Source organism: Collinsella sp. AF04-24 (genome assembly GCF_003465685.1).
In the GTDB taxonomy this organism is placed as follows: domain Bacteria; phylum Actinomycetota; class Coriobacteriia; order Coriobacteriales; family Coriobacteriaceae; genus Collinsella; species Collinsella aerofaciens_AP.
On record NZ_QSBK01000007.1, the window covers coordinates 1 to 19421 of the forward strand.

14 protein-coding genes and 1 pseudogene are annotated in these 19421 nt (G+C 59.3%); 6 read left to right on the forward strand and 9 right to left on the reverse strand.

Annotated features, from left to right (window positions below):
- The 3 genes and pseudogenes from DWV32_RS03775 to DWV32_RS03785 form a co-directional block, all read right to left on the reverse strand.
- A pseudogene (locus DWV32_RS03775) lies at positions 1–222 on the reverse strand (hypothetical protein); the annotation flags it as partial.
- Positions 210–908, reverse strand: coding sequence for a hypothetical protein (locus tag DWV32_RS03780; RefSeq protein WP_117645867.1), 699 nt, complete (start codon positions 906–908; stop codon positions 210–212). The pseudogene DWV32_RS03775 and the gene DWV32_RS03780, both read right to left, overlap by 13 nt.
- Before the next feature lie 3 nt (positions 909–911).
- Positions 912–1889, reverse strand: a complete 978-nt coding sequence (locus DWV32_RS03785; RefSeq protein ID WP_199407956.1) for a Sir2 silent information regulator family NAD-dependent deacetylase — start codon at positions 1887–1889, stop codon at positions 912–914.
- A gap of 143 nt (positions 1890–2032) precedes the next feature.
- Between DWV32_RS03785 and DWV32_RS03790 the strand changes: the two genes are divergently transcribed.
- Together DWV32_RS03790 and DWV32_RS03795 are read left to right on the forward strand one after the other, a co-directional pair.
- Complete coding sequence (locus tag DWV32_RS03790; RefSeq protein ID WP_117645865.1) at positions 2033–2593, forward strand: TetR/AcrR family transcriptional regulator; 561 nt, start codon at positions 2033–2035, stop codon at positions 2591–2593.
- Positions 2594–3010: 417 nt separating this feature from the next.
- Entirely contained in the window at positions 3011–4300 is a 1290-nt protein-coding gene (locus DWV32_RS03795) for an ATP-binding protein (RefSeq protein ID WP_117645863.1), read from the forward strand.
- Between the two features lie 98 nt (positions 4301–4398).
- On the opposite strand, the gene DWV32_RS03800 is transcribed toward DWV32_RS03795, so the two are convergent.
- Both DWV32_RS03800 and DWV32_RS03805 read right to left on the reverse strand, forming a co-directional pair.
- On the reverse strand, positions 4399–6639 hold the full coding sequence (locus tag DWV32_RS03800; RefSeq protein ID WP_117645861.1) for a DNA gyrase subunit A: 2241 nt from the start codon (positions 6637–6639) through the stop codon (positions 4399–4401).
- A gap of 45 nt (positions 6640–6684) precedes the next feature.
- A complete protein-coding gene (locus DWV32_RS03805) occupies positions 6685–8682 on the reverse strand; it encodes a type IIA DNA topoisomerase subunit B (RefSeq protein ID WP_117757251.1) in 1998 nt (665 codons plus the stop codon).
- A gap of 234 nt (positions 8683–8916) precedes the next feature.
- On the opposite strand from DWV32_RS03805, the gene DWV32_RS03810 reads away from it, so the two are divergent.
- The 3 genes from DWV32_RS03810 (at position 8917) to DWV32_RS03820 (ending at position 10572) form a co-directional block, all read left to right on the forward strand.
- Positions 8917–9477: a sugar O-acetyltransferase gene (locus DWV32_RS03810; RefSeq protein ID WP_117757252.1), complete on the forward strand. Its 561-nt coding sequence runs from the start codon at positions 8917–8919 to the stop codon at positions 9475–9477.
- A 270-nt stretch (positions 9478–9747) separates the two neighbouring features.
- The gene (locus tag DWV32_RS03815) at positions 9748–9978 is read left to right on the forward strand and encodes a helix-turn-helix transcriptional regulator (RefSeq protein ID WP_055252407.1); all 231 of its coding nucleotides are present in this window, start codon (positions 9748–9750) and stop codon (positions 9976–9978) included.
- A 9-nt stretch (positions 9979–9987) separates the two neighbouring features.
- Positions 9988–10572 (forward strand): hypothetical protein, encoded by a 585-nt coding sequence (locus DWV32_RS03820; RefSeq protein WP_055252406.1) that lies wholly within the window; start codon positions 9988–9990, stop codon positions 10570–10572.
- Between the two features lie 90 nt (positions 10573–10662).
- On the opposite strand, the gene DWV32_RS03825 is transcribed toward DWV32_RS03820, so the two are convergent.
- Positions 10663–14976, reverse strand: a complete 4314-nt coding sequence (locus tag DWV32_RS03825) for a hypothetical protein (protein ID WP_147346209.1) — start codon at positions 14974–14976, stop codon at positions 10663–10665.
- 209 nt (positions 14977–15185) lie between these two features.
- Positions 15186–16190 carry a helix-turn-helix transcriptional regulator gene (locus DWV32_RS10295; protein ID WP_199576984.1) on the reverse strand — a complete coding sequence of 335 codons (1005 nt, stop codon included), beginning with the start codon at positions 16188–16190 and terminating at the stop codon, positions 15186–15188.
- 296 nt (positions 16191–16486) lie between these two features.
- Between DWV32_RS10295 and guaA the strand changes: the two genes are divergently transcribed.
- Positions 16487–17467 carry a glutamine-hydrolyzing GMP synthase gene (guaA, locus tag DWV32_RS03835; RefSeq protein WP_117757254.1) on the forward strand — a complete coding sequence of 327 codons (981 nt, stop codon included), beginning with the start codon at positions 16487–16489 and terminating at the stop codon, positions 17465–17467.
- Positions 17468–17583: 116 nt separating this feature from the next.
- On the opposite strand, the gene DWV32_RS03840 is transcribed toward guaA, so the two are convergent.
- Complete coding sequence (locus DWV32_RS03840) at positions 17584–18732, reverse strand: HAMP domain-containing sensor histidine kinase (protein WP_117757255.1); 1149 nt, start codon at positions 18730–18732, stop codon at positions 17584–17586.
- Complete coding sequence (locus DWV32_RS03845; RefSeq protein ID WP_117655540.1) at positions 18729–19403, reverse strand: response regulator transcription factor; 675 nt, start codon at positions 19401–19403, stop codon at positions 18729–18731. The genes DWV32_RS03840 and DWV32_RS03845 overlap by 4 nt, the downstream gene beginning before the upstream one ends.
- Positions 19404–19421 lie beyond the last annotated feature (18 nt).

Consider the following 19421-nt stretch of genomic DNA (forward strand, 5'->3'; position numbering starts at 1 on the left):
CTGCTGCTCGAGGCTGGGGTAGAGGTGGTAGAAGCCGTCGAAAAGGCTCTTGAAGCCAAAGGCTTGCTGCCAGTCCGTCATTCCGGCGCGCGCCATGCCTGCGCGGTTGTAATGGTTGAACCCGGCGGCGCTTGACATGCCCGAGCCGATGCCGACGATGATGGCGTCGGCATCGTCGATAAGGCTTCGAAGCCTATACGCTTCCCTCTCTAGAGACGGCATTGGGCAATCTCCTCGAAAGCCGGGGTCATATCGCCGTCAACGAGAATCGTCTCGCACGAGGCGTCGGGCGCCATGGCCTGGCTGTAGTTGAACACGATGTAGGTGGCGTGCTCGCAGACGTTCGCGATCTGGGCGAGCATGTGCTTTATGATGCCGTTGCGCAGTCCCACGCCAAGTTCGAGGATGGCGACCCTGCCGTTGCGATGGGCTTGCACAAGGCGCTCGAGCTCCTCGAGCTGGGCCGTGGCGAGGGCGTCTGGATGGGCGAGACGCCGCTCGTCGATCGACGTGCGTATGCCCCCCTCCGTCTCGAGCACGCGGTTCTCGTCGAACCCGGCGCGCGCGAAGTGCCCGTCGATGTTGCATGTGACCACGAAGGTGTCGGCGTGCTCCGTAAGACGCCGCAGCCCGTTCATGAGCGAGCCGGGCTCATATTCGAGATACTCCTTTTGATGGAACCGCTCGGCCCATCGGCGTCGCACGCTGGCATCCGGGGAAGCGAGCCCCTGCAGTATGCAGCCGATGCCGTCTGCCTGGGCGAGGTCCCCGTACGCCTCTTGGAAATGAGCATCGGCGCAGAAAAGGTTGAGCCCCTCCGCCATGTCGAGTCCGTTGCTAGCGCCGATGATGACAAGATCCGCTTCGGCTAGCGCCCTGCCTATGCGAACTGCTTTCGCCGTCTCCATGCGCTACCTCCCCAGCGTCTTGCGCACGTCGGCAAGCACGTCGGCAAGCACGTCGGCGATGTCGGCGCGAACGGCGAGCCCCCGATCCTCGATCGCGCGGGGGAGAAACTGCGTCTTGTTGTTTACGGCGATGTAGCTGGCCTGCGGTAACTGCGCCGTGAGGGCCCAGAACGGCTCCTGGATAAACGCGGGCGTCATGCGGCCCACACCCAGCTCGAGGAAGAGGATCCTCTGCCGTGCGTGCGCGTCGAGCCATTCGGACACCTTGCGGTACTGCTCCTCGTAGAGTTCGCCCTGCAGGAAGTTGCCGTAGCCGCGAACCCAGGGGAACGCCTCTGCCCCGCAGTGCGGGCAGCGCGGCACGAGCTCTGTCGGAACCTCAAGGCCGTCTCCCATGGCCTCTACCATGTTGGAGACCGGCTCGACCGCATCCCACACCGCGTCGGTGCAACAGCGGGAGCACTGAAAGAAGCGGTGGTCGCCTTGGATCTCTGCCACTTTCTCCCAGGGATAGAGCTTCACAAACTGCGTGTCCTGGTTGGTGGTGAGCACGAAGAAATCCTTCTCGGCGAGAATGGCGTCGAGGTCCCTGTAGGGCTTGCGCAGCGGGGCGTTGAGCGTGGTGTCGAGGAAGGTGGCGAGGTATCCCCAGCGCGCCTCGGCGGTGGGCCAGCGGTAGAACGACCCCTCGAAAGCGCCCTTGAAACCGTAGCGCTCGGCGAATTTGCCGAAATGCTTGCGATAGGTCGCGTTGTCCTCGTAGTAGAAGTCGCCGCCGCCCGCCGCGGAGAGCCCGGAGGCCCCGCCCACCAGCACGCAATCGGCTTCTTCGATCATACGGGCGAAGTCCTCGATTTGCTGGTCGTAGGGCTCGGGCTCGCGGTCACTCAGCTCATAGGGCGTGCTGCCGCTGCGGTAGGCGGCATGAAGGGAAAACGATCGGTTGGTGAGCTCGATAACGAGCTGCTCGTACAGGGTCACTGGATACCTTCTTTCAGCTATTATAAACAGGTGTCTATAAAAAGTATCCATGTCGATTTGCTTAAGAGCAATGAACAGCTTCGGCCTGCTGTCGATAAACGAGCGTTTGCCGGGCATTGTCGAGCGTTGCAATTGGAGGGGTAATGGAAGCGGGGAAGATCGATCGTCGCCGACGCTATACACTCTCGGTCATACGGGAGGCGTTCTTCGCGCTGCTGGCCGAGGTCGGCTTCGCGAAGATGACGGTAGCGGATATCTGCCGCCGCGCCGATATCAACCGTGGCACGTTCTATCTGCACTACGAGGACAAGTTCGCCCTGCTCGACGCGCTTATCGACGAGGCCTTGGCGGCGGTGCCGCCGCTCGAGGGAACGGAGGCGGGTGCCCTCTGCCAGCGTCCGCCGGCAAACGATGACTATTATCTGCTCTACTCGGATGACGACGCGTACGCCCGGGTGGCACAGCGCGTCGTCGAGCGCGGCGCCGAGCAGATGGTTCCCTCGATCATGGAGGAGACTGGGCTTTCGCGCGAGGAGGCCTATCTGCTCTTCGTCCACAACGTCCAGGGAAATCTCGCGGTCAACCGCCTGCTCGGTTGGAGGCGAGGGCCCGAGTTTGCCCACGCTCAGGAGCTGCTCAGCGCCTATTCCGAAGGAGGCTTGCAAGCGGTTACGACTCGCCATGATTCCTGCAGTTCATCTTGACTGCGGGTCATTTCAGGCAGGCGGCGCAGCTATGAACAAGAAGATCGCATGGCAATCGGTGTTGGTGGAAATGCTTGCTGCCCTTACCAAGAGGAGTGCTGATTGCCATGCGTTGATGCTCCCGCGGACAATTCCGTCAGCCACCGCTTGCATCCATTTTGGCTAGCTCTGCATACCGAACATGGCGTTGAAGAGCGTGTTCTGCTCCGGGGTGAGCTGTGCAATGACGTTTTTATCGTTCTGCATTGGGCCCCTTCGCTGGCGTCTCGTGCAATCGAATGTAGCGCGAGTATATGAATAGGGGCGCATTCCCTCAAGTGCTGTATAGAACAATTTTTAAACGCAGAAAAATAACTGAAAACAAATTAATCCGCGTTAAAATATTGTCAAACAGAAGTTCATGAGGGAAGGTTGCGCATGCGTCGCAAGGCAGACGAGCTCCTTAGGGAATGGCGAGACAGAGCCGATAGAAAACCTTTGCTGGTCAAAGGCGTGCGCCAGTGTGGCAAGACCTATTTGCTCAGAACGTACGCCCAGGATCTTTTCGAATCGGTTGTCTACGTTAATCTTGAGAACGACCGGTCGGCGCGAGCGGATTTTTCGGGCGGTCTTGACCCTCATTCGATTGTACGCGCGATCGAGGCTCGTACGGGACAGCGTATCGTGCCTGGCAAAACCTTACTGTTCATTGATGAGATCCAGGTATGCGAGGAAGCGCTCACTTCCCTTAAATACTTTTGCGAAGATGCTCCCGAGTATTACGTTGCGGCTGCTGGGTCGCTTCTTGGGGTTGCCATTAACCATCAGTCGTATTCGTTCCCCGTCGGAAAGACCGACTTGATTGAGATGGCTCCACTCGATTTCGAGGAGTTTCTCTGGGCGATGGGGCACGATCAGCTGGTCGACGAGATACGCTCATCATTCGAGTTTATGGGTCCTCTTGCGCCAAGCCTTCATGAAAAGGCGCTTGGGCTCTATCGGCAGTATCTTGTTGTTGGCGGAATGCCCGAGGCGGTCCAAACGTACATCGATGATCAGTCAATCATTGATGTGGCCGAAAAGCATCGGATTATTCTCGACGGATACTCCGCCGACACTAATAAATATGCTGATGAGCGCTTGAGCGCAAAGACGCGTGCGTGCTTCGATTCCATTCCACAGCAGCTTGCCAAAGAGAATCGTAAATTTCAATACAAGGTAGTGCGAGCGGGGGGCAATGCGTCTCTCTTTGGAGATGCTCTCGACTGGCTTGTATTGTCGGGTACGGTGGCGCGCTGCAGCCTAGTCGGGCAGATCGAAAGCCCTTTAGAGGCCTTCGTTAACCCTTCTGCTTTTAAAATCTATCAGGCGGATACAGGGCTGCTCGTCTCCAAGGCCGGTGCTCAACGCGCCGATATTCTTGCCGGCATCGGCGGCACATTCATGGGTGCACTTACCGAAAACTACGTCGCCCAACAGCTTTCAGCCATGGGCTATCCGCTGTATTATTGGGCGCGAGATAATCGTGCGGAAATCGACTTTGTAGTAGAGAAGCAGGGATGCTTGTCTGCGATTGAAGTCAAGGCGGGAGAGAACACAAGATCTCGAAGCCTGTCCTCACTTAAAAAGACCCATCCGGGCGTGCGCCGAATCAGGCTATCGACTAAGCCCTTCGGAATGAATGATGGGCTGATGTCTGTTCCACTTTATGCGGCATTTTGTCTATAGGGATGATGCTGCTGTAATGCATGGGGCCCGGAGTGCGATGTTGCTGCGCTCCGGGCCCCGCTGCTTAGTTAAACCATGACGGTTTGGTCGCCGTTGTTTTAGTCAAACAAGCTCGGCATGTCGTTTTCCTTCATGAGCGCACCGGCAGAGGGGAGGCTCTGTGCGGTGAACTTCTCGGCCGAGACACCGGCGCCAAGAATCTCCTCGGTCGTGCCGACGGTGGTGACCGAGCGGCCTTTCTTGGCCGTGAAAGCCTGGACGCCCTGCGTGTTGGTGGTCGTCTTGGTCTTGAGCAGCGACGTGTTGAAGTTCATCAGGCGGTAGTCGCTCGAGACCAGCGCGAGGTCGCGGTCTTCCTTGAGCACCTGCGCATACAGCAGCTTGCTGCCGCCGTAGATGGCGTTCTTGAGGCGCTTGCGGTTGGTCTTGGTGACGTATCCGGAAAGTGCGACGCGCACCACGCGGCCGTTCTCAAAGACGAACAGCACATCGGCCTTGTAATCCTCGGGGTCGATGACCCAGATGACGCTCTCGTCGGGTTCCATCTCAAGATCGGTCGGCAGGTACGAGCCCAGCTGGGCCGACTTGGTGTCCTCAAACGCCGCAACCTTGCACTTGTACACCTGGCTCTTATTGGTAAAGACCAGCAGCTCGTGGGTGTTGGAGGACGGGAACTCGATAAAGGGTTTGTCGCCGTCCTTGTACTTGAGCGTGGTCGCCTTCTTGAGCACGCGGTCCGTCATCTTCTTAAGATAGCCATCGCGCGAGAGCATGATGGTGACCGGGTACTCCTCGACCTCGGGCTCCAGGCTCACCTCGATAACCTCATGGGGCTCGATCCTGCCCGTGCGGCGCGGCATCACGTACTTCTTGTTGACCGCTGCCAGCTCGTCGCTGATGACTTTCTTGATGTTCTCCTCGCTGGAGAGGATCTCCTCAAGCTCGGCAATCTCGCCCTCAAGCTTGGCAATGTCCTTGGTGCGGTTGAGGATGTACTCCTCGTTGATGTTGCGGAGCTTGAGCTCGGCAACAAACTCGGCCTGGGTCTCGTCGATGTCGAAACCCTTCATAAGGTTGGGCACGACCTCGGCCTCGAGCTTGGTGCCGCGGATGATGGCGATCGCCTTGTCGATGTCGAGCAGAATTGCCTCGAGGCCGTGCAGCAGGTGCAGACGCTCGGACTTTTTGCCCAGGTCAAAGTTAATGCGGCGACGCGTGGACTCAATACGCCACTTGACCCACTCGTGCAGGATCTGGCGCACACCCATAACGCGAGGGTAACCATCGGCCAGCACATTGAAGTTGCACGAGAACGAATCCTGCAGCGTGGTCGAGCGATAGAGCTTGGCCATGAGCTTGTCGGGGTCGACGCCGCGCTTAAGATCGATGGCGATACGCAGGCCCGAAAGGTCGGTCTCGTCACGGATGTCGGCGATCTCTTTGACCTTGCCCTCCTTGGAGAGCTTGACGATGCGCTCGATGATGACATCGGTTTTGGTGGTGTAGGGGATCTCGTAGACCTCGATGATGCGCTCTTCGGGAATCCAGCGCCAGCGGGAGCGGATCTGGAAGCTGCCAAGGCCGGTCTCGATTATCTTTTCCATCTCCTCGCGGCGGTAGATAATTTCGCCGCCGGTCGAGAAGTCGGGCATGGGCATGTACTCGAGCAGGTCGCAGTCGGGATCCTGCAGGTAGTGCATCGTGGCGGTGCAGACCTCGTTGAGGTTGAAACCGCAGATGTCGGACGCCATGGCGACGCCGATGCCCTTATTGGCCGAGACAAGGATGTTGGGGAACGTGGTGGGCAGCAGGCGCGGCTCCTTCATGGCGCCGTCGTAGCTGTCGACGAAGTCGACCGGGTCCTTGTCGATGTCCTTGAAGATCTCGGCGCTAATGGGGGAGAGCTTTGCCTCGGTATAGCGCGAGGCGGCGTAGCTCAGGTCGCCCGAATAGTACTTGCCAAAGTTGCCCTTCGACTCCACGAAGGGGGCGAGCAACGCCTCGTTGCCGGTGGCCAGGCGCACCATCGTCTCGTAGATCGCGGCGTCGCCGTGCGGGTTGAGCTTCATGGTCTGGCCCACGATGTTGGCGCTCTTCTGGCGCTCGCCCTTGAGCAGACCCATCTTGTACATGGTGTAGAGCAGCTTGCGGTGCGAGGGCTTAAAGCCGTCAATCTCGGGGAACGCACGCGAGACGTTGACGCTCATAGCGTAGGGCATGTAGTTGACCTCGAGCGTCTGCGTGATCGGCTGATCGGTGACCTCGGAGTGCAGGCCGATGACGTTCTCGGCGTTGACCTGCTTTTTCTTGGGCTGGTTCTTCGTCTTCTTCTTTGCCACGATTTCCTCTTGAACTTCTTATGGGCCGTCGTTATCGATTTGCTGCTACTGCAGGTCCAGCTGGTCCAGGTATTCCTTGCCGTGCTCGGAGATGTGACGCTTGCGGCCCGTCTCGTCGTTGCCCAGCAACAGGTTGAACATGGTCTCCATCTTGGTGACGTCCTCGGGTTCTACCTTGATCAGGCGGCGCGTCTCGGGGTTCATGGTGGTGAGCCACATCATGTCCGGATCGTTCTCACCAAGACCCTTGGAGCGGTTGATGGAGCACTTCTGGTCGCCAATCTCCTTGAGGATCCCGTTCTTCTCGAGCTCGGTGTAGGCAAAGTAGGTCTTCTCTTTGCAGTTAATCTCGTAGAGCGGCGACTCGGCGATATAGACGTAGCCCTCGTCGATAAGCGTGGGCACCAGGCGATAGAGCATGGTGAGCACAAGCGTGCGGATGTGATAACCGTCGACGTCGGCGTCCGTACAGATGATGACCTTGTTCCAGTTGAGGTTGTCCAGGTCGAAGGCACCGAGGTTCTTGATGCGCTTGTCCTTGATCTCTACGCCGCAGCCCAGCACGCGCATGAGGTCCATGATGATGTCGGACTTAAAGATGCGCGGATAATCTTCCTTTAGGCAGTTGAGGATCTTGCCGCGGACGGGCATGACACCCTGGAACTCGGCATCGCGCGACGTGCGAATGGCGCCTGCTGCCGAGTCGCCCTCTACGATGTAGATCTCGCGGCGGCTCTTGTCCTTGGAGCGGCAATCGATGAACTTTTGCACGCGGTTGGCCATGTCGGTCTTCTGTTGCAGATTGGTCTTGATGCTCTGGCGCGTCTTCTCGGCGTTCTCGCGCGAGCGCTTGTTGATGAGCACCTGCTCCATGATCTTGTTGGCGGCGTCTTTGTTCTCGATCAGATAGGTCGAGAGGCGCTCCTTAAAGAATGCCGTCATCGCCTGCTGGATAAAGCGGTTATTGATGGCCTTCTTAGTCTGGTTTTCGTAGGACGTCTGGGTGGAGAAGCAGTTGGTCACCAGCACCAGACAGTCCTGGACGTCCTGCCACTTAATGCCGCTCTCGTTTTTGTTGTACTTGCCCTGTTGCTTGATGTAGGCATCGATGGCGCTGGTCAGAGCACTACGGGCGGCCTTTTCGGGCGAACCGCCGTTCTCGAGCCATGATGAGTTGTGGTAGTACTCCTGCATCATGAAGGTGCGCGAGAAGCACATGCACGCGGTAATCTTGACGTTGTAGTCGGGCAGGTCCTCGCGGTCGCGACCGCGGCGGTCGGCCTCGATAAAGAAGGGCTCGGTGAGGTAGTCGGCACCGACCTTCTCGAGCACGTAGTCCTCGATGCCCTTGGGATAGCAAAAATCCTCTTCGGAAAACTCGCCATCGTCGCCCTCAATGCGCAGGCGGAAGGTCACGTTGGCGTTGACCACGGCCTGGCGGCGCATGGTCTCGCGATACCAGTCGTGGGGAATGCTGATCGAGGTAAAGACCTCAAGATCGGGGCGCCACTTGATGGTGGTGCCGGTGCGGTCCTCGTCGCTGGGCTCGATCTCAAGCGCTTTCTTTTTGGCGCCAACGACCTTGCCTTTCTTAAAGTGCAGGGAGTACTTGTTGCCGTCGCGCCAAACCGTGACGTCCATGTACTCGGATGCGTACTGGGTCGCGCACGAGCCCAGGCCGTTGGTACCGAGCGAGAAGTCGTAGTCGCCGCCCTGGTTGTTGTTGTATTTGCCACCTGCGTAGAGCTCGCAAAAGACGAGCTCCCAGTTAAAGCGCTTCTCGGAGGGGTTCCAGTCGAGCGGGCAGCCGCGGCCGTTGTCCTCTACCTGAATGGAACCATCGCGAAAGGCGGTAAGGGTGATGAGCTTGCCGTAGCCCTGGCGCGCCTCGTCAACGGCGTTGGACAGGATCTCGAAGGCGGCATGCGCGCAGCCGTCGAGTCCGTCCGAGCCAAAGATAACGGCGGGGCGCAGGCGTACGCGCTCCTCGTCCTTGAGCTGACGAATACTGTCGTTACCATAGTTTGCGGTGTTTTTTGCCATGCTCGCTCTCTCGATGCTCCTTTGCTGCGTTGTAGTCATATAGATAGTCAAGGTAGCATAGCCCAGGCCTCGGACGATTCCAACTAACACGAATTCCATCGAACGCGCGTTCGGAGTCGGTGACCTTTAGCTTCTGCGGTCATTCCCTGCGCGGCGTGGTGCTCGTGTTAAAACCGTGGCTTATCGGCTGGTAGAATTGCCGCATCAAGACTGCATGTTGTTTGAGGGGGCGCAATGACTGAGAAAGAGAAGATGGAGCGCGGGGAGTGGCATGATGCCAACTTTGACGAGGAGCTCCTGGCGCAACGCGCAAAGGCGGAGGCGCTCTGCTATGACTTTAATATGGCAAAACCCGGAAGCGACGCGCAGCTTGACGCTTTGAAATCCTTGCTCGATACCGATCTTCCGCAAGGGCTGACGGTCCTTTCGCCTGCCTACTTTGACTACGGGAGCAAGACGAGCTTTGGTGAGGGCTGCTTTGTAAACCATGGCTGCTACTTTATGGACGGCGGCTCTATCACCTTTGGTGGCAACGTGTTTATCGGGCCGTTTTGCGGCTTCTACACCGCTTCGCACCCCCTAAAGTCAAAGGACCGCAACTTGGGTCTCGAGAAGGCTCTGCCTATTGTTGTAGGCGATAACTGCTGGTTTGGCGCGAACGTATCCGTGTTGCAGGGGGTTACCATCGGCAGCGGTTGCGTAATTGCCGCGGGCAGCGTCGTGACGGAAGACCTTCCGGACAACGTGGTGGCGGCAGGCGTTCCCGCGGTCGTCAAGAAGATCATCGAACAATAACGGAGCTATTAAACGATGGGGCACGCATGGTTCCGGCAAATCCGGTTATTGGCGTGCGCGTTGGCCATGCTGATAAGTTCCACTTACTCGGGTCCTTCCGACTCGGTTTTGTCCGAGTAAGATTGAATAGCGAATCGAAATTGTTATGTCCACATGGCGATGGCGGACATGGTTTCCATAATGACAGATATAGTTGACATCTTGTGAAGGATGCAATATATTTCTGTCATGTTGCAACGGATATCTGTCCATTACTACGAAAGGAACTCCATGCCGGGCAAAAAGAACCTACGCATGAAGGCGGCACGCGCGGCGGCTGGCCTTTCGCAAGCTGACTTAGCCCAAGCCGTGGGCGTTACGCGCCAAACCATCGGCCTTATCGAGGCGGGCGGCTACAACCCCACGCTCAATTTGTGCGTGGCAATCTGTAAGGCGCTGCGCGTTACGTTGAACGACTTGTTTTGGGAAGACGAAACCGACGCCGACCCTAATGCTCTTTAGGAGTTCACTATGAAATATGAAGATCTGAAAATCGTGCAAAAGTGGCGCGAATATGCCGGCCCAAAGGATGAACGCCTGGAGGCTGAGAACGCGAAGATCTACAAGATTGGCTTCGTGCTGCTTTCGTTTGGCATGTTGATGATCTTTTTCTACCAGTTTATAGCTCGACAGGTTACGTGGGTTCACAGCGACGCTAGTGAAATGCCGCATGGCTTTGCAACGCCGTTCGAGGCAGCCATGTATTTGTGGCTCGTTCTCGTGATGTTGATTTGCGCAGGACTGCAAACGCGGAAGGGCTATGTCGATACCAATCGTTTTGGGCAAACCGAGCATCTTCCTGTTGGATATTTCCTGCTTGTCAGCGGTCTTAGCGGCGCCGCGTTCGCGCTTGTTATTGCCGCAATGCGCTGTATCGCTGAGGCGCAGATCGTACCGCTCGAAAGCGTCTTTTGGTTGGCGAACCTGGTCACGGGCGTGTTCTGCGGTGCGACGATTTTCGCGGCCACGTTTGCTGTCCTGTGCGCAACGTTTTTCACGGCGAAAAGACGCCGTGCCAAGCTCGAGGCAGAACTCGACTCCTCAGACGACATTTAATGCGCAATGGGCTGGCTCTGGGTATTCAGAACCAGCCCATTTTGATGTTCGATGAGCCGAGTCGGCGTCTCTCACAAAGGTAACTAGGAGCTAGCGAGGCCTATCCGAATTGACCTCATTGGCGGTGTCGGTTTCGAGCGCCGTGCGGCGGGCGCTGTAGGCGACGAGGCCGGCGCCTGCCGCGGCGAGTGCTGCAGCGGCTGCCGTAAGGGGAGCGTTGACATCGCCCGTGCCCGCAAGTGCGCCCGCTTTTCCGGAGCGCTTGTTATTGTCGTGGTCCTTGCCACTGCCGGAGCCACTGCCGCCACCGGAGCTGCTTCCGCCGGAGCCACCTCCACTCGAGCCGCCATCGCCATCAATCGTCATCGGTGCATCGTGAAGCCCCGTCGTATCCGCGCTGTCGCATACGCCGACCTGAATTTCTGAGCGTTCGCATGCCGCGTCGGGCACATGAAGCTCGTGCAGTACGGCACCCAGCGCCGAGTTTGCGCCCGGTCGGATTTCCTTGAGCGTTACGGGATCGAGCGCCACCAGGTCACGCGCCTTCGCATACAGCGTTACGCGTTTGCCCACTTCGTCGCTCCAACTCTCGGGGATAGCGAAGCTCATGCGGAACTGTGCCGTGCAACCCGGTGCCAGCACGGCGTTGCCGTTGTCGGCTACCAGCGGGTGCGTTGCAAAACATGCGCCCAGCGTCTCGAGCGCGTACTTCACGCGTGCCATGTCGTTGGCCGAAGCGTCTTCGGCAAGCTCTGGATCGTGGATCGAAGCCATGCGTGCGTTCGCTCCGAATCCGATGGATGCGCTGGAGAACGGCTGGCTGGAGCCCTCTCGGTACAGATCGATCGTGCCGGCGGTCAGCAAAGTGTTGCCGTCGTTTCGCACCGTGACCATGAAGGACTCGCCTGCTGCTCCGGGCACCACCGCGCCCGAGGTAGCGACCGCGCCCGTCGGAGTGGCACACGCCACCAAGGGCACTTCGATGCCGTGCAGCTCCGCCTTGCTCTGCTCGGCACTCACAATGTGCGTGGCGAGCGCGGAGAGCATGCCTCCCGACGTCAAAAATGTCGTTATCTGATCGACGGGATGGTCCAGCTCGCACATCACGAACGGCTCCGTGAACAGATCGCCTGCCAAGGTGCTGGCGAAGATGCGGAAGTGCTTGCCCATCACTGCTACCGGGTTGCCTTCTTCGTCGTAGGTTTGTCCCACCTTGCCATCGGTGTTCTCTACATAGAGCACGCACCTGCCGTTGCTGCTTACGCTAAACGATGCCGGGCCACAGCCTGCGGCACCCACGGGCTGCGTTGCAAATGCCGATGCGCCTCGCGTCCAAGTAATATGCTGCAGTTGTTCGTTGACGGTGGCCAAAAAGCCCGTGTGCTGCGGCCATGGCACCGCATGGGGCACCGCGGCGTCCGGCGGCATAACGCCCCAGCCCGCGATAGACTGGCCGATCACGGCGTACGATGCGCAGCCGCAACCGTTTGCGGTCTCGTACGTAACGGGCACCACCATTTTGCCGTTGATATTCTCGGGCTCGCCCAGCTCGATACTCGACGGTGCTTGCGGAAAGCGGAGAACTTGGCGGAACGTCAGGCTGTCGCCCGAAACGTCCGACCACAGGGTAAAGCACTCCAGCGCAACCTCAGCCTCGCTGCCGAGCGCCTTTTCTGCGGTGGTTCCGCGGCGGTGGAGGTAGGCACCCGACAGGCGCCCGTCGACCAGCGTCTTGCCCACCGTGATACGTGGGCACTGCAGGCAATGGTAGCCATCCTCTTGCAGGCGGCCGCGCGAGATGCTGCGCCATGACGTATGCGACACCACGCGGGTCTCGTCATTACTTATGCGCAGGCGCACGACGGACAGTATGCCGGCTGTGCTTGCCGTATCGAAAAGGGTGTTGTCGCCGTCGGGGCGCTCGCCCGAGACCAGCAGCACGTAGGCGTCCTGGTTTCCCCTCCCGTCCGTATATTCCACCACGTCGAAGTCGTAATCGTATATGCCGTCGCGCTCCACGTCGCCCTCGCCAAACCCAAGGGGGAAGTCCACGGGCGTGGGGGCGGACCACGTGCCGTTTGCCCTTGTGTGCACCACCAGGCGCGAGCGGCCATTGTCGCCGTAGCACACCGAGGCGATACGGAACAGGCATTCTATGCCGGCAATCATTGCCAGCTTCATGTGGGCTTCGCTGAGCACGCCGGAAAACAGCACGTTGTCGCTCGAGGGTTTTATGCCGCCACGCTCGTCCTCCGACATGCCGGCAGAATTGGCGTTGGGGTCCGCAACGGCGTTCGTCGCCTGCCCGATATAGGTGTACTTATACATTGGCGCGGCGTTTTCGTCGTTCTCTATCAGTGCATGGACGAAATGCTCGATCTGTCCCGTGTCGTCGCTTTCTGCATCCGCCTCGAGCTCAATGCGCGTGACCGCTTGATCCCAATCGCGCACGACAGGCGCGGCGTTTACGGCAGTGGCCTTAACCTCGGCGCGTGCGAGCAGCTCGGCGTTGGTGACGATGGTGGCCGACGCGATAAACTGCGGCACACCACCTGCCTCGGCGTTGCCGCCCGAGCCGAAGCAGGCGTTCAGCGTATAAGGCGTATCTCCACCCAAGGCCAGCTCAGAGCGCTGGAGTACATACTGGTCGCCGTTGTTCACCGACATATTCCACGAATCGGCGAGTGTGGGCCACGATCCCGACCAAGCCTTGGTGGTCCACTTGAACATAACGAACTGGAGTATCACATCGACATCGACGTCTGCACCTACGCGCAGTCGCGGAAGCGGGTGTCCATCTGCCTTCTCGTACCCAATGAACAGCGTGAGGGATGCGGCGCCGCGCACGGCAGACGAGGCGACGCCCGCAACGCCGGCTCCAAAGGTAACGGCAAGCCCGATCTGGATGGTGAACGAGCCCGACGTGTTTGACCAATCGAGCGAAATGTTTTTAAAAAACGCCGCGCCGCTACCGTGCGTGTGGGCGCCCACGGCGAGCGCCAGTTTTGCTAGCACCCAGGGGTTGACGTTTAGGAAAAACGGCACCGGTCCCAGGGTAAACTGCTCGGTCCAATTGAGGTCGGTTCTTACCTGGAAGAGGGCCTTAATATTGCCGTATGCGGGGTCGTTGTTGTTGCCCCAGGTTTTGCCCACCCAATCGTAGGCGAGCGAGCCGTACAGCTGCGTGGCGATATCCATCGTGAACAGCAGCGTGCAATGGTGGCGAAGGAGCTTGGTGTTCCTTGGATCGGTGCCCGAACCGGCGCTCATGCTCTTGTACTGATTCCACTTCCCCTCCATCTCGTCGAGATAGCGGTTTGCCTGCTTGGCGCCCGACTCGCGCGGCGATTTCTTCCAGTATTCCGGATCAGGGCTGCCCGAATCGTTCATATAGCTGGCTGGTTTGTATCCTCCGCCAAACAGCACGTACCCGGCAAACGAGAAATCGAAGAGGATCGGAAATGTGGGCATCCAACACGTGAACTTATTACCACCGATGCCGGGAAACGATGCGGGGAAATCAAACGGAGTGACCCCTTGGTCCATGGTGGTGGGAATGATGGTGGTCGAGCCCGATTCCGCCTTTGCGGCCGGCGCGGTGACAACGGCCATGGGGGAGGAGAGCGTGTAGGTTTTGCCCTGATAGTCGAGGACAAAGCGCAGCTTGCACCCTTCTTCCAGAAGGCCCGATGCCGCATCGAGGAACTTATCTTCGAGTGTGAACGTTGCCAGATTATCCGTGCCCGATGCGCTGGCCTTGACTTGGCCAATCTGCGTGACGGTTTCGGGTGAGCTGCCCGCGGCAGGCGTCACTTTATTGATATGTAACGTTGCCTGCCCGCCCTGCGGCAGATGGGCCTGCACGGTAAAGGCGTGCGTATCGGGCTGCTCGTTTGTCGTGTCGTTCTTCGGCAATGCCATGAACGTGGCGTCGGCGTACTGGATGTCCCATTCGTCAAACGTGAGCTGGCGGAAGTACGGCTCGCCGTCGGAAAACGGACGTGTGGGCGCGGTTATGGCGGTGCCGCCCAGAATGCGAGCAAGGGGAATCTCGACATCACGGTATCCCGCCATGCTAATGGAGATGCCGCCGTTAAATTCGTACGCGTCGAGAAGCGTTGCCTCGTCCACGTAGCCTTCCGAAAGCGGCGCGACCTCAAAGATGGCCGTGCCCTCGTCATCGGTAGTGGCGGTGAGCTGCTTGCCTGCAGCATAGCGCGATGTGAGCGTGACCTGGGCACCCGTGATGGGCGTATTCTTGTTGGCGACGTCGACCACGACCACACCAAACATGGTGCGCGAGAGCACCAAGACCTTGAAGGGGTCTTCTTCGTCGGCATAGGCCGCGGTGGGCGCGAACGGCAGCAGGAAGGCATTTTCGCTTCCCGGCACGCGAGGCAACATAATGCTCGCTAGCGAGGACGCTCCAGCAACAAGTAACGAACGGCGATCAAGCATCTTTGGCCCCCATCCAGCAGGTATCGATGGAAATAATCCAATTTTGCAAGAAGGCATCCAGTCACGGTAGTGCCGTTCAAGGGTCAAAATGTCCAAATTGATCGAGCGAAGCGCCGGGTTCCGGAACGCGTTCGATGCGCTTGGCAGCCCGGTCGCTAACGCAACATATGCGCGACCAGCTCGGCGCGTGTGCCGATGCCAAGCTTTGCGTATACGCCGGATAGGCGGTTTTTGACGGTGCCCGGCGATACTCCCATATGGCGTGCGATTTCGGCGTTGGTCCACCCACGACAGGCGAGCATGGCCATGGTGAATTCCGTGGTCGTTAAATCGTCAGCAACGTCCTCGCCCGAATCGGGGTTGTGGATGCGCCGCCAGCCGTAGCTGAAGCGGTACGTGATCTCGATGATGTGCGCGAAGTCGTCAGGGTATTGCGTTTTTAGGCACGCCTCGATAAGCCCCTGCAAAAGGCCGTGGTGCTCGCCGATGAGCTCGATAAGGCCGTCGGGGCGCGCAATGTCCCAAGCGGCTCCAAAATGCGCTTTTGCGGCGTCGATGTCCTTGAGGCTCATGCATGCCATGGAAGCTGCCAGGTGCAGGAACAGTTCCGAGATGGGATAGCTTCCCTGTTTCATAATTAGGGCGTTTTCCGCCATGCCCAGGCTGCGGCCGTATTCGCCGCGCAGATACAAGGCGTGCGCCATCACGTAGCTGGCGAACAGTCGCAGGCCTTCGGGTAGGTGCGCCGCAAGTGGATAAAACTCTTCGGCAGAATACGGGGAAGGCAAGTGCAGCAGGACGCTCGCGGCCGAGGCGAACAGGATATGCGTGGCGTGGACGGCGGGCGATTCCTCGTCGGCCGGCGTATCGAGGATGCCCGCAAGGCACCGGCGGGCGTCGGCGATACGGTTGAGCGACAGACTGGCGTATCCGCAGATAAAGCATGCGGAATAGCGCAGCGCGGGATCGGTGACGTCAAGATAGGGGCGCGCCGTCTTGGCAGCGAGGGTGGCCTGTCCGCGAAAGTACAGCGCTTCTGCCGTGGCAATGGCGCGCGAATCGGGGTCGGAAATGCCTGCAACCGCAGCGTCAATCTGCCCCGGCACAAAGGCAGCGCACATCAACGGCATGGGAACGCATGGGTAGCCATCGCAGTCCATCTTCCATCTCCCAACAGCTGACAACAATAGCAGCCATTTTACTCCTGTTGCCCGGAACTGGAATTTGTGGGTATCGCCTACGATTATGCCGAACGCATAAAGGAAGAGTCTATTGGCGATGCTCTTAAGGTGGCTACCGAAGCCTAGCTGACCTTGGCATAAGGAAAAACTGCCGCCCCTGCAAAAAGCTCCGTCGCAGCGATGGGAAACGAACCTCGCTCTGCATATAATGAGGACATATGACAGCGCGTTTGCATATGCGCGGCGCGTTCCATCGAATCGAAAAGGAGCCCTGCATGGATCCCAACAAGCGTCCCGACGATATGGTGCGTATCACCACTCCCGAACTTGCCCAGGCGTTCATCGACGAGCAGGTCACCGCAATCCGCGAGCAGATCGGCGACAAGAAGGTCCTGCTGGCCCTTTCCGGCGGCGTCGACAGTTCTGTTGTCGCGGCCCTGCTGATCAAGGCCATTGGCAAGCAGCTCATTTGCGTGCATGTGAACCACGGTCTCATGCGCAAGGGCGAGAGCGAGCAGGTCATCGACGTCTTTAAGAACCAGATGGACGCCAACCTGGTCTACGTTGACGCCACCGATCGTTTCTTGGGCAAGCTCGTGGACGTTGAGGAGCCCGAGGCCAAGCGTAAGATCATCGGCGCCGAGTTCATCCGCGTGTTTGAGGAGGAGGCCCGCAAGGTTGGCGACGAGGTCAGCTTCCTTGCCCAGGGCACCATCTACCCCGACATTCTGGAGTCCCAGGACGGCGTGAAGGCCCACCACAACGTTGGCGGCCTGCCCGAGGACCTGCAGTTTGAGCTCTGCGAGCCCGTTAAGCTGCTGTACAAGGACGAGGTCCGCGTCGTGGGCCGCGAGCTCGGTTTGCCCGAGAACATGGTTGAGCGCCAGCCGTTCCCCGGCCCCGGCCTGGGCGTCCGCTGCTTGGGTGCCATTACCCGCGATCGCCTCGAGGCGCTGCGCGAGGCCGACGCCATCGTGCGCGAGGAGATCGATAAGGCCGGCCTGACCATCTGGCAGTACTTCGCCGTGGTGCCCGACTTCCGCGCCACCGGCGTGCGCGAGGGCAAGCGCGCCTACGACTGGCCTTGCATCATCCGCTGCATCAACACCGTCGACGTCATGACCGCCGAGGTGCCCGAGCTCGATTGGGCGCTGCTCAAGCGCATCACCGCCCGCGTGACCGCCGAGGTCCCCGGCATTTGCCGCGTTTGCTACGACCTCACACCGAAGCCCGTCGGCACGGTCGAGTGGGAGTAAGCTAACTCAGCTGGTGGGCGACGAGAGCTAGCAGATGTGACGAAGGGACAGTCCCTTTGTCACATCGGCGATGATATGTGCGGGACGGTGCGCCACACGGCGTGCCGTCCCGTTCGTTATTTTGATGAGCCGAGCGCGCGAGTGGGAAGAGTCACGAGCATAGTCGTTCCCCTCTCTGAGCTCTCTTCGACCTCGATGGAACCGCCGTGGAGTGCGGCGATCTCCCAGACCAGCGCAAGCCCCAGCCCCACGCCGCCATATGCCCTGCTGCGCGATTTATCGACGCGAAAGAAGGGCTGAAAGATGCTCGTCTGGTATTGCTCGGGAATGCCTTGTCCCTGGTCGTGCACCCGTAGCAGTATACGGTCGCCCTCGACGCGGGCGCTGATTCGCACGGTCGAGTTGGGCGTGCTGTAGCGAATGGCGTTTTCGGCCAAGTTGAACAGCAGCCGATAGATCAGCGTGTCGCTGCCGGTCGTTTGCGCGTCGCCCTCGCTTGCGAGCGCGATGCCCTTTTGCTCGGCAAGGGGCGCCAGGTCGGTGAGCACTTCTTCGATCATCGGCGCCAGGTCAATCGCATCGTTGCAGGGGACGCTGCGCAACTCGCTCATCTCGAGCAGGGTCTTTGTCACGTGCGTCATTCGCTCGGTCTGCTCTTGCAGCAGCCCGAGCAGACGCGCTGTATCTGCATCGGCGTCGGGGTGCTCGGCGCAAAACAGCTCAACCTGAGCTTGCATGAGCGCAAGCGGCGTGCGCAGCTCGTGCGCTGCATTGCCCGTAAACTGTCTTTGCGCGGAAAATCCCTCCTCAAGGCGGGCAATCATGTCGTTAAACGACGCGCTGCAACGCCTAAGCTCAGAGGGCACATCCTCGCTGATCTTTGTGTCGGCGAGGTTATCGGGCCGCACGCTCTCGACTTGTGCCGCAAAGGAGCGCAACGGCTGCAACGCATGCCCGCTCACAAAGTAGGCCAGGACGCCACCGAGCAGCGTCACCGCTGCGGTTATGTACCAGCTCGTCGCGCCAAACGATTCTTGGGCGTCGCTCACGACGATGGTCAGCTCATCGTCGAGCTCCTTGCTCGTCGGGTCGAACGAGCTGGGCGAGGCCGCCTCCACCTTGCTATGCTCCGACATTTCAGTACCGATTGAGTCCATGTAGCGCATGCCGGAGTAGCCAACCAGGCAATTCATAAGTACGCAGGTCGAGCATACCAGCAGGGCTGTCATCAACGTGATGCGCCACTGCAGGGACAGCCGCTTCATTCGTCGTCCTCCATAACGTAGCCCTCGCCGATTCGGTTGCGGATGGGGTCGTGCCCCAACGCGCCGCGTAGCTTTTTGCGCAGCGACGAGATATGCACGCGGGTCGCGTTGCTAAAGCTGTTGACACTGCTATCCCATACGTGGTCGATGAGCTCCTCCTGGCTTACCGGTCGCCCCTGGTTGAGCATCAGATATTCCAAGATGCCGGTCTCCTTGCGCGTGAGGGATAGAGGCTCGTCGCCCACAGAGGCGACGCGCGCTTTGGTGTCAAAGCTCAGCGATCCGCAGGTCAGGACAACATCGCTTTGCGTAAAGCGCCTGAGCGTGAGGCTGCGGATACGTGCCGCCAGCTCGTCAAGATGGAACGGCTTGGTGAGGTAGTCGTTGGCGCCTGCATCGAGCCCCGCTACCTTGTCGGCGACCTCGCCGCGGGCCGACAGCACGAGCACCTTGGTCTCGCAATCGGTAATTCTGAGTTGCCTGAGTACGGTCATGCCGTCGACATGGGGGAGATTAAGGTCGAGCACCACAAGATCGAAGGTCTCGATATCGAGCAGGTCGAGCGCCTGCTGTCCGTCGTAGCAGCAGTCGACGCTATAGGCCAAGTTGCGCAGGCTACGTGCGATTGCATCGCACAGTGCCCGCTCGTCCTCGACGACCAAGATGCGCATAACGTTCTCCTTGCATAG

Excerpts from the sequence above, each read along its gene's own strand:
- DWV32_RS03780 (WP_117645867.1), bottom strand. The coding sequence starts at position 908 with ATGGAGACGGCGAAAGCAGTTCGCATAGGCAGGGCGCTAGCCGAAGCG.
- DWV32_RS03790 (WP_117645865.1), top strand. The coding sequence starts at position 2,033 with ATGGAAGCGGGGAAGATCGATCGTCGCCGACGCTATACACTCTCGGTC.
- DWV32_RS03795 (WP_117645863.1), top strand. The coding sequence starts at position 3,011 with ATGCGTCGCAAGGCAGACGAGCTCCTTAGGGAATGGCGAGACAGAGCC.
- DWV32_RS03805 (WP_117757251.1), bottom strand. The coding sequence starts at position 8,682 with ATGGCAAAAAACACCGCAAACTATGGTAACGACAGTATTCGTCAGCTC.
- DWV32_RS03810 (WP_117757252.1), top strand. The coding sequence starts at position 8,917 with ATGACTGAGAAAGAGAAGATGGAGCGCGGGGAGTGGCATGATGCCAAC.
- DWV32_RS03815 (WP_055252407.1), top strand. The coding sequence starts at position 9,748 with ATGCCGGGCAAAAAGAACCTACGCATGAAGGCGGCACGCGCGGCGGCT.
- DWV32_RS03820 (WP_055252406.1), top strand. The coding sequence starts at position 9,988 with ATGAAATATGAAGATCTGAAAATCGTGCAAAAGTGGCGCGAATATGCC.
- DWV32_RS03825 (WP_147346209.1), bottom strand. The coding sequence starts at position 14,976 with ATGTTGCCTCGCGTGCCGGGAAGCGAAAATGCCTTCCTGCTGCCGTTC.
- DWV32_RS10295 (WP_199576984.1), bottom strand. The coding sequence starts at position 16,190 with ATGGACTGCGATGGCTACCCATGCGTTCCCATGCCGTTGATGTGCGCT.
- guaA (WP_117757254.1), top strand. The coding sequence starts at position 16,487 with ATGGATCCCAACAAGCGTCCCGACGATATGGTGCGTATCACCACTCCC.
- DWV32_RS03840 (WP_117757255.1), bottom strand. The coding sequence starts at position 18,732 with ATGAAGCGGCTGTCCCTGCAGTGGCGCATCACGTTGATGACAGCCCTG.
- DWV32_RS03845 (WP_117655540.1), bottom strand. The coding sequence starts at position 19,403 with ATGCGCATCTTGGTCGTCGAGGACGAGCGGGCACTGTGCGATGCAATC.